Annotated in this window: 15 protein-coding genes and 1 tRNA gene; 8 read left to right on the top strand and 8 right to left on the bottom strand. The window is 55.7% G+C overall.

Features of this window, described 5'->3' with window-relative positions; translation table 11 throughout:
* Positions 1–31 precede the first annotated feature (31 nt).
* Positions 32–448, top strand: coding sequence for a hypothetical protein (locus ACGK9W_RS06610; RefSeq protein ID WP_014577128.1), 417 nt, complete (start codon positions 32–34; stop codon positions 446–448).
* A gap of 57 nt (positions 449–505) precedes the next feature.
* Positions 506–1747, top strand: a complete 1242-nt coding sequence (locus ACGK9W_RS06605) for a trans-acting enoyl reductase family protein (RefSeq protein ID WP_014577127.1) — start codon at positions 506–508, stop codon at positions 1745–1747.
* Here ACGK9W_RS06605 and cydC read toward each other — a convergent pair.
* Genes cydC through ACGK9W_RS06585 form a run of 4 tightly spaced genes read right to left on the bottom strand, consistent with a single transcriptional unit; the run spans position 1744 to position 7512 of the window.
* Positions 1744–3360, bottom strand: a complete 1617-nt coding sequence (gene cydC / locus ACGK9W_RS06600; protein WP_405419823.1) for a thiol reductant ABC exporter subunit CydC — start codon at positions 3358–3360, stop codon at positions 1744–1746. The two genes, ACGK9W_RS06605 and cydC, sit on opposite strands and share 4 nt — an antisense overlap.
* Entirely contained in the window at positions 3353–5065 is a 1713-nt protein-coding gene (gene cydD, locus ACGK9W_RS06595) for a thiol reductant ABC exporter subunit CydD (RefSeq protein WP_273156804.1), read from the bottom strand. Before cydD ends, cydC begins: the two co-directional genes overlap by 8 nt.
* Positions 5066–6067, bottom strand: a complete 1002-nt coding sequence (gene cydB / locus ACGK9W_RS06590) for a cytochrome d ubiquinol oxidase subunit II (protein WP_069183608.1) — start codon at positions 6065–6067, stop codon at positions 5066–5068. It lies immediately after the preceding gene.
* Positions 6068–6069: 2 nt separating this feature from the next.
* Complete coding sequence (locus ACGK9W_RS06585) at positions 6070–7512, bottom strand: cytochrome ubiquinol oxidase subunit I (RefSeq protein ID WP_405419818.1); 1443 nt, start codon at positions 7510–7512, stop codon at positions 6070–6072.
* Positions 7513–7695: 183 nt separating this feature from the next.
* On the opposite strand from ACGK9W_RS06585, the gene ACGK9W_RS06580 reads away from it, so the two are divergent.
* The 5 genes from ACGK9W_RS06580 (at position 7696) to ACGK9W_RS06560 (ending at position 11257) form a co-directional block, all read left to right on the top strand.
* Complete coding sequence (locus ACGK9W_RS06580) at positions 7696–8337, top strand: class I SAM-dependent methyltransferase (protein ID WP_405419815.1); 642 nt, start codon at positions 7696–7698, stop codon at positions 8335–8337.
* Positions 8338–8412: 75 nt separating this feature from the next.
* Positions 8413–8499: transfer RNA gene (locus ACGK9W_RS06575), tRNA-Leu, on the top strand.
* Positions 8500–8795: 296 nt separating this feature from the next.
* Positions 8796–9740: a retron St85 family effector protein gene (locus ACGK9W_RS06570; RefSeq protein WP_405419813.1), complete on the top strand. Its 945-nt coding sequence runs from the start codon at positions 8796–8798 to the stop codon at positions 9738–9740.
* Position 9741: 1 nt separating this feature from the next.
* A complete protein-coding gene (locus ACGK9W_RS06565; RefSeq protein WP_405419810.1) occupies positions 9742–10668 on the top strand; it encodes a retron St85 family RNA-directed DNA polymerase in 927 nt (308 codons plus the stop codon).
* Between the two features lie 436 nt (positions 10669–11104).
* Positions 11105–11257 (top strand): hypothetical protein, encoded by a 153-nt coding sequence (locus tag ACGK9W_RS06560; protein WP_405419807.1) that lies wholly within the window; start codon positions 11105–11107, stop codon positions 11255–11257.
* Between the two features lie 25 nt (positions 11258–11282).
* Here ACGK9W_RS06560 and ACGK9W_RS06555 read toward each other — a convergent pair.
* The 4 genes from ACGK9W_RS06555 to ACGK9W_RS06540 form a co-directional block, all read right to left on the bottom strand.
* Positions 11283–12826 (bottom strand): IS3 family transposase gene (locus tag ACGK9W_RS06555; protein ID WP_085986444.1). Its coding sequence is split into 2 segments (ribosomal slippage): positions 11283–12355 and positions 12355–12826, totalling 1545 coding nucleotides; the frame shifts between segments, so codons are not numbered across the junction.
* A gap of 90 nt (positions 12827–12916) precedes the next feature.
* Positions 12917–13720 (bottom strand): enoyl-CoA hydratase-related protein, encoded by an 804-nt coding sequence (locus ACGK9W_RS06550; protein WP_405419804.1) that lies wholly within the window; start codon positions 13718–13720, stop codon positions 12917–12919.
* A gap of 53 nt (positions 13721–13773) precedes the next feature.
* Positions 13774–14652 carry a DMT family transporter gene (locus ACGK9W_RS06545; RefSeq protein WP_053115334.1) on the bottom strand — a complete coding sequence of 293 codons (879 nt, stop codon included), beginning with the start codon at positions 14650–14652 and terminating at the stop codon, positions 13774–13776.
* Between the two features lie 38 nt (positions 14653–14690).
* Complete coding sequence (locus ACGK9W_RS06540) at positions 14691–14834, bottom strand: hypothetical protein (RefSeq protein WP_167450411.1); 144 nt, start codon at positions 14832–14834, stop codon at positions 14691–14693.
* Positions 14835–15022: 188 nt separating this feature from the next.
* Between ACGK9W_RS06540 and ACGK9W_RS06535 the strand changes: the two genes are divergently transcribed.
* Complete coding sequence (locus ACGK9W_RS06535) at positions 15023–15814, top strand: enoyl-CoA hydratase (RefSeq protein WP_405419802.1); 792 nt, start codon at positions 15023–15025, stop codon at positions 15812–15814.
* The last annotated feature ends 24 nt before the right edge of the window (positions 15815–15838 follow it).

The following is a 15838-nucleotide window of genomic DNA, read 5'->3' as shown; positions in this document are numbered from 1 at the left end:
GCCGACTATTCATACCAACAGAGGATTGTTCATGGTTTGGTTCAAGGCGTTTGCAAGTGGTTTTCTCGCAACCCTGGTGTTTCATCAGGGCCTGTTCGCACTGTTCTGGCTTGGGGGCATCGTGCCCGCAGCGCCCTTCAACCTGTCACCGGTGCCGCCGCTGGGTGTGCCCCAGGTTGTGTCACTGGCGTTCTTTGGTGGCCTTTGGGGAATGTTGTTGTGGCTGATTCTTGGGCGCCTGGCAGGGGTGAAGTTCTGGCTGGGGCATGTCATTGTAGGGGCTGTAGGTCCCACAGCAGTCGCCATGCTGGTTGTATTCCCCCTGAAAGGGCTAGATGTCTCGGCCCAGACCTGGGTGGGCGGCTTGCTCCTCAACGGTTTCTGGGGCCTGGGTGTTGCCGTATTCATGCGTCTGATGGGCGAGAAAGCGGTTGCCGGGCTCCGCTGAAATACCATTGATTCGTTATCAATTTCTGTTGTCATCACTGTTTACTAAGGAAGAGCAATGACCAAATCCGCAGAAACAGCCCATGATCTGGTGGTGTTCGGTGCCACCAGCTTCGTCGGCCAGATTCTTACCCGTTACTTGCTCGAGACCTACGGTGTAGGCCAATCGGTAAAATGGGCGATTGCCGGACGCTCCGAGAGCAAGCTCAACACGCTGAAGAGCAGCCTTGGCGACAAAGCCAGGGATCTGCCGGTGATTCTTGCCGATGCCGCCGACGACGCAGCCCTCAAGTCCATGTGTGAGCAGACCCGCGTGATTATATCCACGGTCGGCCCTTATGCGCTTTACGGCGAGCCGCTGGTCAAGGCTTGCGTACAGACTGGTACGGACTATTGCGATCTCACCGGCGAAGTTCAATGGATTCGCAAGATGGTGGAGCGTTACGAGGCGGAGGCGAAAACCTCCGGAGCGCGAATTGTCCACTGTTGCGGTTTCGACTCGATTCCTTCTGACATGGGCGTCTGGTTCCTGCAGAATCAGGCGGAGCAGACGTTCGGAATGCCGTGCCAGGATGTCCGCATGCGGGTCAAGACCGCCAAGGGCGAGTTCTCCGGCGGTACGGTTGCCTCCATGATGAATGTGGCGAAGGAAGCGGCGGCGGATCCGAAGCTGCGCAAGGAGCTGGCCAACCCGTTTTCCATCTGTCCGCCGGAACATCGCTCCAAGACCCGGCAGCCCAGCCTCAAGGGCGCCGAGTTTGATAAGACGTTCAACGCCTGGCTTGCTCCCTTCGTGATGGGTGCCATCAATACACGGGTGGTGCATCGCTCCAATGCCATGCAGAACGCGCGGTACGGCAAGGAATTCACCTACGATGAAGCCATGATGACCGGTCGTGGCACCAAGGGCCGGCTGGCTGCTTATGCGATCACCGGCGGCCTGGCGGCGTTCTTTACCGCCTCGGCGATCAAACCGACTCGCTGGCTGGTGGAGAAGTTTGTCCCTCAGCCGGGCGAAGGCCCAAGCCCCGAAGCCCAGAAAGCGGGGTTTTATGATCTGCGCTTTGTTGGTCGCACCGAGGACGGCAAGACCATCATCACCAAAGTGACCGGCGATCAGGATCCGGGCTACGGTTCCACCGGCAAGATGTTGGGCGAAGCGGGCATGTGCCTGGCGTTCGATATTCCGGCGGATCAGCCGGGTGGGTTCTGGACACCGTCTTCTCTGCTGGATGGCAAGCTGATGGACAGGCTTACCAGCAAGGCGGGGCTGACGTTTGAGGTTCTCGAAACCCGCTAACCACTCAGGTAGATCACACGGTCGGTGCCCGGAAGGGCATCCGACCCGTGGGCGAGACTGACCACGGTTTTCCCTTCCAGAAGCGATTCCATCCGTTTTGCTATCCTCGACCGGGTCTCGGCATCCAGGCCAGTGAACGGCTCATCCAGTATGACCAGGGGAGCTGGGTTCAGTAACACCCGTGCCAGCGCCACTCGTCGAGCCTCGCCACCTGAGAGCCTGCTTCCGGCGCTGCCCAGCCAGGTATCGAGTTGGTCCGGTTCGGTAGCGAAGCGCTCAGCCAGTTCCATCTGCTCCAGCATGCTCCAGAGTTCCGTGTCCGAAGCCTCCGGAGATCCCAGTAACAGGTTGGCCCGCAACGTGTCTTCAAACAGCACGGTTTTCTGGGTCAGGTAAACGCACTCCCTCCTCGCCAGATTGCCCTGGGCGGTGGGCAGCAGGCCGGCGAGCACATCCGCCAGAGAGGATTTGCCGCTGCCCGAATGCCCGAGAATGCCGATGTGCTCTCCATCCTCAATCCCAAGGTTGAAGTGTGTGAATAAAGGCGCGTAACCCTCATGTTTTACGGCAATATCTTCCGCCAGAAGGGCTTTCTGCGGCGGCAGTTCTGAGGCGCTGGCCGCGGCGTTCTGGTCATCCTCCCGGCAATCCCGGTTCAACCGCGCCGCAGACGCAACGGTAGCACCGAGCTTGTCAAAGGCATCCGGCAGCATGGCGTAGACCTCGGCCAGGCCGAGCAGGGCAACGGGCAGTAACACCAACACCGGACCGGACACCGAACCTGACTGGAACAGGGCAAAGCCTGCCCAAAGGGCCAGAACGGCAGAAAGATTGACGAACAAATGGGAGCCAGCCAGATGCCAGCCTACCCGGGTATCGGCCCTGGCTTGCTCGGCAGTTACCTGATGGGCCTGGCGCATGAGCCAGGCCGCATGTTTGCCGGTGCGCCCGGCCGCGGTCAGCTCGGGGAAACCCTCGATGTGCTCGATCACCGCCGTTCGAAGGTCTTCCTGCCGGTCGCTTTGCCGGGCCGCCAGGCGCCAGGTTCTCAGATAAACCCCTGCGGTGGCGATTACCAGGGCAACGACCAGCAACAGTCCCACCAGCAATGCCGTGCCGATATCAAAGAGCACGGCAGCCAGAACCATCACCAGCAGAGTAACCAGGCCCGCAAGGGCGGTGGGTGCGATCAGGCGCAGGTAGAGGGTGTCCAGGGCATCCACATCGGTGGTGAGCCTGGATAGCCACTGGGCGCCACTCAGCTCGCCACGGCGAACGCGATTGGCGCGGGACAAACGTTTGAACAAAGCGACACGAATGTCTGTGAGCAACCTCAGAACGGTATCGTGGTTGTAGACCCGCTCCAGATACCGGAACACCGTGCGGGAAACGGCAAAAAACCGGATCGCGCCGCCGGGTACGTAAAGATTTATGGTCGCCGCCACGCCTGCCGCCAACAGAAGGCCAACCAGCGCAGTTTCAGCAATAAACCATCCGGATACCGCCAACAGACCTATGCCGGAGAGCAGGGTAGCCAAAATCAGGAAACCGCCCACAACCAGGCGCCCCGGGCGTTTGAAGATCAGGTCCAGCCAGGGCTTCAGTTCACGCATCGCGCACCTCCCCGTCGGAGACCAGCAATACACGATTGGCAAGAGTCAGCAGGGCCTGGTGGTGGGTGGAGAAAATCAGGGTTTTGCCGGCCACCGCCAGTTTATGCAGAGCCTCCAGCACAAACACTTCACTGTCGCTGTCCAGGCCGGCAGTGGGTTCATCGAGCAGAATCAGGTCGTAATCGGCCAGGAAAATACGCGCCAGACTCAGCCTTCTTGCCTGGCCGCCGGAAAGCCCCTGGCCCTCCTCGGATACCGGGCTGTAAATACTTTGCTGGCGACTGTCGAGCAGGGACCCGAGGCCCACATTGCGCAGGGCGGTCTCGATGGCGATATCAGAGGCATCCGGAGTGGTCAGTCTGAGATTGTCAGCCCAGGTGCCCTGAACCAGAAAACCTTTCTGGCCCAGCCAGCCAAACCGGAAGCTGCCCGGTGCCTGGCCGAACAGGTGGATATCACCGGTATCCGGTGCCAGAAATCCTGCCAAGAGATGGAGCAGGGTGGACTTCCCGCCGCCGGAGGGGCCTGTCAGGGCAACCACTTCGCCTTTGCGGATGGTCAGCGTGAGATCACTCAACACCTTCTGACCCGACCGAAAGCTCTTGCTGACGGAACGCAGCTCGATCCAGTCTTCCGCGCCCTCCACAGACACGGTTTCACTCGCGCTCTGAAGGTTCACCGGGGATGCCAGCCGCTCAAGAATTTCGGTACCAGCACCCATCGCTGCGGCACGATCATGATAATGCTGGGAAAGGGTACGCAGCGGCTGGAAAAACTCCGGGGCCAGTAAAAGAATCAGCAGCCCGGAAAACAGGGTCAGATCTTCGGAAGGCCCGTAGGTGATGTAGCCCAGCAGACCAAACCCGATGTAGATGGCGATAACGGCGATGGCCACCGACGCAAAAAACTCCAGAACCGCCGAAGACAGAAACGCGACCCGGAGCGTTTTCATGGTGATGCGTCGGTAATGATCCGAGCGCTTGCGAATCAGCTCGGCTGCCCCCTCGGTCTGCCCGAAGAGCTGCAGCGTAGTCAGGCCGCGTACCTTGTCCAGGAACTGGCCGGATAGTCGGCTGATGGTTTCAAAATGCTGCTGGTTCAGTTTCTCCGCACCCATACCCACCAGCGCCATGAACAGGGGAATCAGCGGTGCAGACAGCAGCAGGAAGATGCCGGCCAGCCAATCCAGCCAGAACACCAGGGCGAGGATCAGCAGTGGCACAATCATCGACAGGGTCATCTGCGGTAGAAAACGGGCGAAGTAGCCATGCAGAGCTTCCACGTGATCTATCCATTCGCGGGCAAGCGCGCCAGCCGAAGACTGGCCCAGTTCAACAGGGCCGGTGACCTGCCAGTGCTTGTGGAGTTGCCGGCGGGCGTCACGGCGAACCTGTTCGCTGCATCGAGCGGCGAAGCGGGTCTGGTAGCCCTGGCCAAGTGCGCGCACAACGAGGGCGATAATCAGACCCATAAAAAGAGGAGTGAGGTCCGCAACCGGAACCTCGTCAATGATGCCCAGGTGGATAATCCGGGCAAGCAAAACCATCTGAATAATGGTGGCAATGCCGGCAACGGTGCCGGCAGCCACGGTACTTCGGATCCACAGGCGACTGCCACGGGCCAGATCCGCAAGCCATCCTTTGACGGCTTTCTGATCGGCGGCGGAGGTATTCTCTCCGCCCCCATTGGCCGATGGCTCCGCCACTTAGTGATATCCCTCGCCGGCGCGTACCTTGCCGCGGAAGACCCAATAGGTCCAGGCGGTGTAGACCAGCACAATCGGAATCACGAACAGCAGACCCAACAGGAGGAACAGCTGGGATTCATAGGCGGAGGCTGCCTCCCAGAGCGTGTATTCCGGCGGGACCACATAGGGCCAGCGGCTGACCACCAGGCCCAGATAGGTGGTGATGAACAGGCCCATGGTAGCCACGAACGGCATGCCGTCTTTGCGATCACGAACCGAACGGTAAATCTGGATAGCACAAAGCAGTGTCAGAACCGGCAGGACCCAGATAATGCTCAGGTTGGAGAACCAGCGCTCACGCACCATTTCATCCACGAAGGGCGTCCAGACGCCGATGATGCCAAAGACCACCAACACCGCGAGGAGCAAGGGCAGGGTGATCTTGTAGGCCCACTGCTGCAGATTCCCCTCGGTTTTCATGATCAGCCAGGTGGAACCCAGCAGGGCATAGCCGGCCAGCATACCCAGACCCGTGAGCACGGTGAACGGCGTCAGCCAGTCCAGCGCGCCGCCAACATAGACGCCATTGGCGGTTTCAAAGCCCTGGATATAGGCCCCGACCACGGCGCCCTGGGCAAAGGATGCAACTGTGGAGCCGCCGGCAAACGCCCAGTTCCAGAGATAACGTGACGTACGGGCCTTGAACCGGAACTCAAAGGCCACGCCCCGGAAAATTAGCCCGGCCAATAGCAGGAATACACCGATATAGAGTGCCGGCAGGAAGATGGAATACACCATGGGGAAGGCGGCCAGAAGACCGGCGCCACCGAGCACCAGCCAGGTTTCATTGCCGTCCCACACCGGGGCCACCGAATTCATCATGGTGTCGCGGGCTTCCTCGTTCGGAGCAAAGGGGAAGAGAATGCCCACGCCCAGGTCGAACCCGTCCATCAACACATACATGATGATGCCGAAGCCGATAATGAATGCCCAGATAAGAGGCAGATCAAACAGTTCCATAATCAGTGACCTCCCTGGTTGACGGGCTTGGCAGTACCAACAGTATCGCCAGAATTGTGGTCAATTTCGAAAGGCACGTGTGCAGCGGAGAACGGACGCTTGGGTCGATCTGCCTCGTGTTCGTCCTCATCACGGTCTTCAAGACCGACATACAACACACGCATGAGGTAGTAGACACCGGCAGAAAACACCAGAGCGTACACAACGATATAGCCGATGAGCGTGAACAGCGCCATGCCGCCGGTCAGCGACGGGGTCAGGGCCTCGGCCTGGGTCATCTGGCCATACACCAGCCAGGGCGCGCGGCCCACTTCGGTTACGAACCAGCCGGTGAGTACCGCAAAGAAGGGCGCAATGCTCATAAAACGCATCCCCTGCAGGAACCAGTTGGTGCGCCAGTACCTGCCGCCGGCACGCAGAACCAGGCCGGTTACCGCGAAGGCGATCATCAGCAGGCCAATACCTACCATGATCCGGAAGGACCAGAACACAATCGCCACCGGAGGCTGCTCTTCAACCGGCACTGCGCTCACACCCGGCACCTCTCCGTCCCATTCATGGGTCAGGATGAAGCTGGCCAGGCTGGGAATACCGATCTCGTACAGGTTCCGCTGGTTTTCCTGATCGGGAATGGCGAACAGCAGCAACGGCACATTGCGGGAGGTTTCCCAGTTACCTTCCATGGCCGCAACCTTGGTGGGCTGGTGCTCCAGGGTGTTCAGACCGTGGAAATCACCCAGCACCGCCTGAGCAGGAGCAATGAACAGCAAAAGCCACAGGCACATGGACAGCGCTTTCTTATTGGCCTCCACCTCGCGACCCCGCAGGAGATACCAGGCGCTCACGCCGGCCACCACGAAGCCGCCGGTCAGGAAGGACGCCAGCGCCATATGGCCAAAGCGGTAAGGGAAGGACGGGTTAAAGATCGCCTCGCTCCAGGAAGTCACATAGAACACGCCATCACGGAGTTCGGTGCCCGCGGGAGTCTGCATCCAGCTGTTGGCCGAGAGAATCCAGAAGGAGGAAATAAAGGTACCCGTCGCAACCATGATGGCGGCAAACAGGTGAACGCCAGCCGGCACCTTATCCCGGCCGAAGAGCAGCACCCCGAGGAACGCCGCCTCCAGGAAGAACGCCGTAACCACCTCATAACTCAGGATAGGGCCAAGGAAGTTGGCCGAGGCCTGCGCGAAATTGCTCCAGTTGGTTCCGAACTGGAACGACATCACGATGCCCGACACCACCCCCATACCAAACACCACGGCAAACACCTTGGTCCAGAAGGCAGAGAGCTTCACCCACACAGGATTCTCGGTTTTGAAGGCAAGGCCTTCGAGTACCGCGATGTAGGAAGCGAGGCCGATGGTAAACACCGGAAAAATGGCGTGAAATGACACCACGAACGCGAACTGGATTCGCGATAGGATGAGAGGATCAAGTTCCATGGGAACCCTCCGGTAACGATCACATCATAACAAACGGGCCCAGCGAACCCGTTCAGCCGCTGCCTTAGCTCTGATTGTTATATTGTTATTACCGGCAGATGGTTACTATGCTACTAAATAAGCTAGCAGTTTCGATAGGGCCGATTGTCGCACCCTTGATTTAAAACAATTATGGTGATGCCGATGAGCTTTTACGAAGACAGAATACTGCCTCACATCATAGACCGGGCTTGCTCAATGGGCCAGGTGATGAAACTTCGCAGCCAGGTAGTTCCCCACGCCAAAGGGGTGGTTCTGGAAGTGGGCATGGGCTCGGCCATCAACATGGAATTCTACAATGCCGAACACGTAGACATGGTGTACGGCCTGGAGCCCTCAGAAGGCATGCGCCGCAAGGCCCAGCCGAACCTCGCACGATCCCCCATCAAGGTAGAGTGGCTGGACCTGCCCGGAGAGAAAATCCCACTGGAAGACCACTCTGTCGACACCGTACTGCTCACCTTCACCCTGTGCACCATCCCCGACTGGCAGGCCGCGCTAAAGCAAATGTGGCGGGTACTGAAACCGGGCGGCGAACTCCTGTTCCTGGAACATGGCGAATCCCCCCACGATGGCACCCGCAAGTGGCAACACCGCATCACCCCAGGCTGGAAAAAGCTGGCCGGCGGCTGCCACCTGAATCGCCACATCGCCGACCTGATCCGACACGCCGGCTTCGAAATCCAGGAACTGGAAAATCTCTACATCCCCAAGGCGCCCAAAATCGCCGGATACATCTACAAGGGCAGGGCAACCAAGCCCACAGTAGCCAGCCCAGCAGCTTGAAGGCGAGGGCAGAATCCGAATTGCGTTACCCCACGCAGACTTATACAATTCTGCCCGTCAAAACCTCCCCCGAATGCTCCGGTGGTGAAATTGGTAGACACAAGAGACTTAAAATCTCTCGACCGTTAGGTCGTGCCGGTTCGATTCCGGCCCGGAGCACCATCAATTTCACTGCTAAGTGGTTCGATCATGTCTTCCGGAGTCGCCACCTTTTCATGTAGACGTTTTGAGAAAACGCCCTCCAGCGATTTGCTCCTACTGAAAAAAAAGAATACCCTCTAAATTCCTTTACGCGAATGCTCGATTTGTTGATTTGTCGAGTTGTGTCTGGTGTATATCCGGACCCCAAATTATTGTTGGCACTTAGGTGCGCTGGAGCCGCCTCAGTCTCCATGCGGAGCCTGAGTCGTCTCCAGCGCCCCTTTAAGGTAAAGGCTATATAAAAAGAAATGACAGCCGTGTCTTCTGGCCACCATCCGTTTGAGCAATTCAAGAAAGTCGAACTAGAGAGCTCTAGGCTTAACCTAGACCCTCACATCCTGTTTATCTGCGGTGGTGAAGTCGATGTAAAGCAAATGGACACCCTATCGTTACGCGAGCGGTTTTTTGAATCGTTCGATGAGCATGGCTATCCAACCTATCATGACTCCTGCATTAGAGCTGAGACCTTCAAGGATTACCATGAAACAGGTCAATATAAAGATCTTGCAGCTTTTGAAAACGATTTAGCACACATTGCGTCATTACTGGTAATTTTTCTTGAGAGTGCTGGCTCTATAGTTGAGTTGGGCCTTTTTTCAGCGAATGAAATGCTTCGCAAAAAGCTTTTGGTTGTCGTAAATCAAAAGCATCACAACAACGATTCTTTTATCAAGCTTGGCCCCCTAGCCACGCTCAGGAGAGCCAACAAAGATAGCGTTTGCGTATATCCTTGGGAACTCCACAATCCAGCCGGAATTAGCAAAGACGATTTGGGTTTCATATTTGAGGATGTGAACTCTGCACTGTCTAAGATTGATGCAACTATTAAATTTGACAAGGATGACCCTGGTCATATTTGCTTTTTAATTTACGAGGTAATAAGGATATACCGGGCACTTAGGATTGGGGAAATTCGAAAGCTGTTAAGTTTTCATGGAATAGAAATCGATAATGTCAGAATAAACAACTTTATTTATTTGTTAAGTATTTCTGAATATGTAAAGGAAGAAAATTTAGGGCGAGATACATTTTATGTTTGCGTGAAGTCTTTTAAAAAAATTAAGTATAAATCTAAAGATTTGTCCGATAGGTTTGATGACAATAGCATGTTTCTTGAGTCTTCTATTTTTTACTCGCGTGAAGAATCGGAAAAAAGACGGCATAGAATCATTGAAATGAATACTACGCCAGAGGGTGTCTAATATGTCATTTATAAATGAAGTGTCCAAGAATATTAGCATTCCATCTGGAGAGTTATCTCGTTACGCCAAAACCTGCCCGAGGCGTTACAAAGTTTATTATATTCGGAAACGGAACGGGAAGGGTTTAAGAGAGATTGCGCAGCCAGCAGCTCCTGTAAAGAAATTACAGAGAGAAGCTTTAGAAGTCCTGAAGCCGGTACTTCCTATTCATGACAGTGCTATGGCATACAGGGAGGGACGCTCTATAGTTGACAATGCCGATAGGCATAAATCGAACCCCTATATCCTGAAAATGGATTTTCGTAATTTTTTTCCTTCGATAAGGCCTGAAGATTTTATAAGTGTCTTAGAGAAGAATGTTGGCGAAGTTGACAGCACAGACCTTAATTTCTTTACTAATCTATTCTTCAGATCTGTGAATGAAAACTTAGGATATCGACTTAGTATTGGTGCTCCAAGTTCTCCTTTTATATCAAACTGTATTATGTTTGAATTCGATAGTGCGATGTCTAAAGAATGCGAACGGTTAAACGTCACTTATACACGCTATGCTGACGATTTGACGTTTTCTACCGCAAAAAAGGGTGAATTATTCGGGTTCCCTGACCTTGTAAGGGAGATTTTGATTACAACACCTTCTCCAGACTTAGAAGTCAATAACGAAAAAACCGTTTTCTCATCGAAGAAACACAACCGACATGTAACCGGTTTGGTCCTAACAAACGACGGAAATGTGTCTCTAGGTAGAACTAAAAAACGTGAGATTAGATCTTTGATATATCATTACAAGAATGGACACCTAGACAATGATCAAATAGAGAAGCTTATCGGAACCGTAGCATTCGCTAGACAAGTAGAGCCAGACTTCTGGAGACGCATCAAGCTTAAGTACGGCTTAGACGATAGCTTTTTTAAAATTAAGCCCTAGAAATTGGTAATGTCGGATACAGTTGTTGACAGAACTCCAAGGTAGCAGATGAGATTCACTGTTGAGTTTCTCCCAGGGATAAGCGGTAGCGGCGGGCAAGGCGTCGATTTTCGCCCTTTGTGACTTCCTGAACCTGAGTGGGTCGCGAAAGGCGGTCGAGCCAAGATTCCTTAGTCTTGTCGTGCCCGCCCTTGTCGTTTTTTTTGGAAGTGTAACTTCCCGCCTGAAAAACCTCGCTAACCATCACCGTGCTCCAGCATAAATACCTAAAGGCTTGTCTTTAGATGGGGCACCGAAATAGATCATGTGACAACTCAGGTATTCACCAGTTTCTTTAGACACTTTTGCCATTTCGCGGCTCTGAATAGGTGATCGACGTTCCCACTCCCGGCGTAAGCATTACCTCAATGTTTTCCTTACAAGGAGACAGAACGCCATGGCCGAAGTTGAAGCTATTGGTAAGCAAATCGCAGATTACGTGAACGATCCGGTCGAGAAAGCCAAACGGCTGATTGTCACGCCTGTTGGGCAGGCCAGGATGGTTGTCTGCACGCCATCACCCGGTCAGGGGCGGAGTCTGTCAACGTAGATGTCGCGTTTAAGTCATCAGCTCTTTAACAATTGGCCGCCTTTTCCGGGTTCAGAGTGACTGATTCCGGCAAGCTGAAGTTTCGGATATCACCAGACCAGCGACGCGGGTTCTCGGCTTTCGCCGCTTCGATAATCTGTTTTCGCTGGGCCAGGATCTGATCAGCTTCGCCCGTATGGCGTTGCTGAGGTGTTACGTAGTTCAAGGCGCTGTGTCGGTGCTCGGTGTTGTACCAGCGCACGAACGCCAGTACCCATTTGCGGGCCTCCTCGATCGTTCTGAAGCCGTTTACCGGGAACCCCGGGCGGAACTTCAGGGTTTTGAACAACGACTCCGAGTAGGCATTGTCGTTACTGACCCGGGGGCGACTGTTCGAGGGCGTAATACCCAGATCGTACAGTTTCTCCAAGAAGGTCGAGGCCTTCATGGGGCTGCCATTGTCGGAGTGCAGCACTAGAGGCTTGTCCTTCGTCGCCAGGTGTTCACGCCAGTAGGCCTTCTCGATGAACTCGCTGGCAAGCTCGCCGGTCTCACTGTGATAGACCTCGTGACCGACGATCTTGCGGCTGTATACGTCCAGCATCAGATACAGGTAGAACCAGGTGCCTTTTGCTGGCCCCGGCAGCCATGAGATATCCCACGACCACAGCTGGTTCGGTTCTGTGGCCTTGTGTGTAGTTGCCCTGCGCTTGCTCTGGGGCGCTTTTTGCCGACCTCTGGGGTGTACTTGATCCTTCTCCCGCAGAACCCGATAGAAGGTGGATTCCGAGGCCAGGTAGCGACCCTGATCCAGTTGATCCGCAACGATGAAGGCCGGCGGACAGCTTCGATATTCCTTCTGGTTGCACAGTGAGACCACGGCCTGACGCTCCGCCTCCGAGAGTTTATTGGTGGGTGCTGGTCTGGGCACCACCGGTCGTTGATCGGCGCTGACGGCCTTATCTGCCGTCCAGCGCTGATAAGTGCGTATACTCAGGTTCAGCAAGGCGCAGGCCTTGACCAGCCGGGCTCCGTTACCCTGAGCCTCTTGGATCAGGGTAACCGCCTGCTGGCGATCCGGGAGGCTGGTCATTCGTCCTCGTCTTTGGGGCCCCAGATCGCCTCGGCTTTTTTTGACAGCGTCAGCAGTGCAGCCGTTTCTGCCAGAGCTTTTTCCTTGCGTCGCAACTCGGCTTCGAGTTTTTTGACTCGTTTTTTCTCAGCCCTGGCCGCTTGCCGATTCTGCTTGGCCTGTTCATCCGACAGGGCATTGGCTCCCATGCAGGCGGCTTTCCAGGTTTCGATTTGTTCCGGGTAAAGGCCGTTCCTACGGCAATATTCACTAACTTCCGCCTCCGTCATCGGGGCGGTTTCCAGAACAATGCGGAACTTCTCTTCGCTACTCCACTTGTCTGGATGAGCTGAATTCGATGGCAAAACGGCACCTCGTCCTCTGGCGGCTTTACGCCAATTGTACAAGGTTGCGGTACTGATGCCTTCCTGGCTGGCCAACTCGGCAACAGTCAGACTGTGAGGTGGGGCCATCTTCTGGAGAATGGCTTCTTTACGTTCCGGTGAATAATGGGGCATGGTTGTCCTCTGAAATATTCAGGCGACAACTACGCTGACACATAGGGGGGGGCTTCTTCAGCGATTCCTGCCGGATAGGCGGCCTTCACACTATTTCTTGGACATAGCCTCCAGCATTTCATTAACCGCTTCCAGATGCTCCGGCTCGTTATGGCACATGCCCTGGAAGTTGGCACACACGTCCAGAAAGTCCTTCAGTTCCATTCTCGGCGCCATTTTCATCAGGCGTTTGGTGAGCCGCGTGGCTTTTGGCGGCTGGCTGGCCATGCGGCTTGCCATGGCGTTTGCGGCGTTCATCAGTTCGTCCACCGGTACTACCTCCAGCACAATGCCCAGCTCCTTTGCCTCTGTAGCATCGATCACCCGGCCGGTGAGCGTAAGCTCGAACGCGCGCTGGTAGCCGATCAAGCGCTGCATGAACCAGGCACCGCCGTCGCCCGGAATGATGCCGAGGTTGAGGAAGGTTTCGCCGAACTTTGCACTTTCCGAGGCAATGCGGATATCCGCCATGTTGGCCAGATCAAAGCCGGCACCAATGGCAGGTCCGTTCACGGCGGCGATGATGGGCACTTCCACATTCTGGAGAGCCAGAGGAATGCGCTGGATGCCTTTGCGGTAGCGGTCGGCGCATTCGGCCACGTCTCCGGCGAAATCGCCGCTGCGGTTGGCCATATCCCGGATGTTGCCGCCGGCGCTGAAGGCAGAGCCCGCGCCGGTGATCACCAGTACCGACACATCGTCGCACTGGTTCACCCATTCCGCGGTGGTCACGATGTCGTCGATCAGGTTTGAGCCTGTCAGCGCATTGCGCAGGTCGTGACGGTTCAGAGTAAGCGTGGCGACACGGTTTTCGAGGGTCAACAGGGCATCGGTGAGCTTGGGTACGGTGGTCATTATTGCGGTTCCTTGTTTTTGATCAGCGCGTATCTTCGCGCGCGGGAACCGGGTTAATCAACTGCCACCCGCGCTTTTCGGTACCGGCTTACTTCTGTCCAGCCATGCACCGCCAGGGCGGAGAATACAATAACACCACCTACCAGGCTGAGCTTTGGCGGTACTTCGCCGAGGAATAGCCAAACAAGGAAAGACCCGAACACGGTTTCCAGAAGCAGCATCAGGCTGACTTCCGCCGCCGGAATATAGCGGGGGCCAATCTGGATCAGGATGCACGCAGTGGGCAGGAACACCAGACAGAGCAGAGCGATAAAGAAGAAATCACGGGCCGAGGGCATCTGCGCACCACCAAGCAATGCCGCAACACCTGCCAACACCAGCGCGCCGAACATAAGCATCACGCTCATATCGCTGTCGGGTTTGGAGCGCGCTACGTTGAGGTTGGAGGCCAGGGCAGTGGCGGCAACCACGGCCATCAACAGACCCAGAGGGTCGCCCTTGCCGAATTCTCCCACGGCCATGAAGGTGGCGCCGGTGACGCACACCAGAATAACTACCCAGGTGCGAAGAGGCAGCGTTTCTTTCCATACCGCCCAGGCAATCACGGCCGCGATGACCGGCGCGGTGTTCAGGATGACCAGCACATTGCCGGCGGCTGTGTTCTTCATGCCAACCACGAACCCGAGGGTACTGATGGCAAAGGCACCGGCACAGAACAGGCCTTTACGGCCGCATTTTCGAATTTCAGGCACCAGCCGGGAACGGTATCGCGCCCAGCTGATCACAAAAAAACTGATCGCCAGTAACAGGCCGCGCCAGAACAGAAAGACCACAGGATCCACGGAGGTGATTTTCACCAGCAACGCATCGGGCACTATAAACAGCACGCCCAGAGCCGCGATGGTCAGTCCTTTGATTCTGGTCGTCTGCAACGTGGCTTCGCCTGTTCCGGTGTGGTGGTTCGGTTAATTTATGGGTTGTCCTGTTCCGGCAGCGGCTGGATGCTGTTGATGTCGCCGGTTGGTGTTGCTGGCTCGTCTTTTACGATTATGAAGACTGCTCCGCCGATAACCGCGATGGCGAAGATCGCTTTGAGGATCATCGATTTTGACATGTGTTATTCCTCTCTGCAGTTTTGGCCTCTTACAACACCCTATGGGCAGCAGAGGTCTATAACAACCGCAACGCATTGAAAACTGAGCATCCTACAAAAGTCGCTTCGACAGTATAGACGCAGTCAGCAATACTCTGGATAAGATTCCAGAATGCCCGGTGCAGCAACGATTCAAATGGAGTGTCCACATGACTGAACAAACACAAGAGCTGGTGCACAAGTACAGCGAAAATGGCATTACCACGCTTACACTGAACCAGCCGGAGAAGAAAAACAGCCTTTCCATGGCGATGCTTGAGGCCTTGTCTGAAGAGCTGGCGATCATCGCCTCCGATTCGGAAACGCGGGTTGTCGTCCTTGCGGCTCATGGCAGCGTGTTTTGTGCCGGCCATGACCTCCGGGAAGTGCGTGAGCAGTTTGATAGCCATGAATTCCAGCTGGCCCTGTTTAACCAGTGTAGCAAGGTGATGCAGCAGATCGTGAACCTGCCCCGGCCAGTCATTGCGCGGGTTGCGGGTGTTGCGACCGCCGCCGGCTGCCAGCTGGTGGCCAGCTGCGACCTGGCCGTGGCGGCCGATACCGCCCGGTTTGCGACGCCTGGCGTGAATATCGGGCTATTCTGTTCCACGCCGATGGTGGCGCTGTCCCGGAATGTGTCACGCAAGCACGCGATGGAAATGCTGCTGACCGGTGAGATGATTGGTGCCGTGAAAGCTGAACGCATCGGACTGGTCAATCAGATTGTTGATGAGCAGCACCTGGACGAAATGGTTTACAAGCTGGCGCGTACCATTGCCGACAAGTCTGGTCATACTCTGAAGATTGGTAAGGAAGCCTTCTACCGGCAACTGGAAATGCCGCTGGAGGACGCTTATGAGTACACCTCAGAGGTGATGGCAGACAACATGATGGCGAACGACGCCCAGGAAGGTATCTGCGCATTTCTGGAGAAGCGCAAGCCAGAGTGGCAGGACAGCTGAACCGGTTGCTGAGACATTGCCCGG

Source organism: Marinobacter flavimaris, assembly GCF_045057155.1.
GTDB classification, from domain to species: Bacteria; Pseudomonadota; Gammaproteobacteria; order Pseudomonadales; family Oleiphilaceae; genus Marinobacter; species Marinobacter manganoxydans.
This window is presented reverse-complemented; position numbering and strand designations above follow the sequence as displayed.

What these genes read in the sequence shown, in the direction of transcription:
- ACGK9W_RS06540 (WP_167450411.1), bottom strand. Translation starts at nt 14,834, where the DNA reads ATGTCAAAATCGATGATCCTCAAAGCGATCTTCGCCATCGCGGTTATC.
- ACGK9W_RS06560 (WP_405419807.1), top strand. Translation starts at nt 11,105, where the DNA reads ATGGCCGAAGTTGAAGCTATTGGTAAGCAAATCGCAGATTACGTGAAC.
- ACGK9W_RS06610 (WP_014577128.1), top strand. Translation starts at nt 32, where the DNA reads ATGGTTTGGTTCAAGGCGTTTGCAAGTGGTTTTCTCGCAACCCTGGTG.
- ACGK9W_RS06585 (WP_405419818.1), bottom strand. Translation starts at nt 7,512, where the DNA reads ATGGAACTTGATCCTCTCATCCTATCGCGAATCCAGTTCGCGTTCGTG.
- ACGK9W_RS06580 (WP_405419815.1), top strand. Translation starts at nt 7,696, where the DNA reads ATGAGCTTTTACGAAGACAGAATACTGCCTCACATCATAGACCGGGCT.
- ACGK9W_RS06565 (WP_405419810.1), top strand. Translation starts at nt 9,742, where the DNA reads ATGTCATTTATAAATGAAGTGTCCAAGAATATTAGCATTCCATCTGGA.
- ACGK9W_RS06550 (WP_405419804.1), bottom strand. Translation starts at nt 13,720, where the DNA reads ATGACCACCGTACCCAAGCTCACCGATGCCCTGTTGACCCTCGAAAAC.
- ACGK9W_RS06605 (WP_014577127.1), top strand. Translation starts at nt 506, where the DNA reads ATGACCAAATCCGCAGAAACAGCCCATGATCTGGTGGTGTTCGGTGCC.
- cydC (WP_405419823.1), bottom strand. Translation starts at nt 3,360, where the DNA reads ATGCGTGAACTGAAGCCCTGGCTGGACCTGATCTTCAAACGCCCGGGG.
- ACGK9W_RS06535 (WP_405419802.1), top strand. Translation starts at nt 15,023, where the DNA reads ATGACTGAACAAACACAAGAGCTGGTGCACAAGTACAGCGAAAATGGC.
- cydB (WP_069183608.1), bottom strand. Translation starts at nt 6,067, where the DNA reads ATGGAACTGTTTGATCTGCCTCTTATCTGGGCATTCATTATCGGCTTC.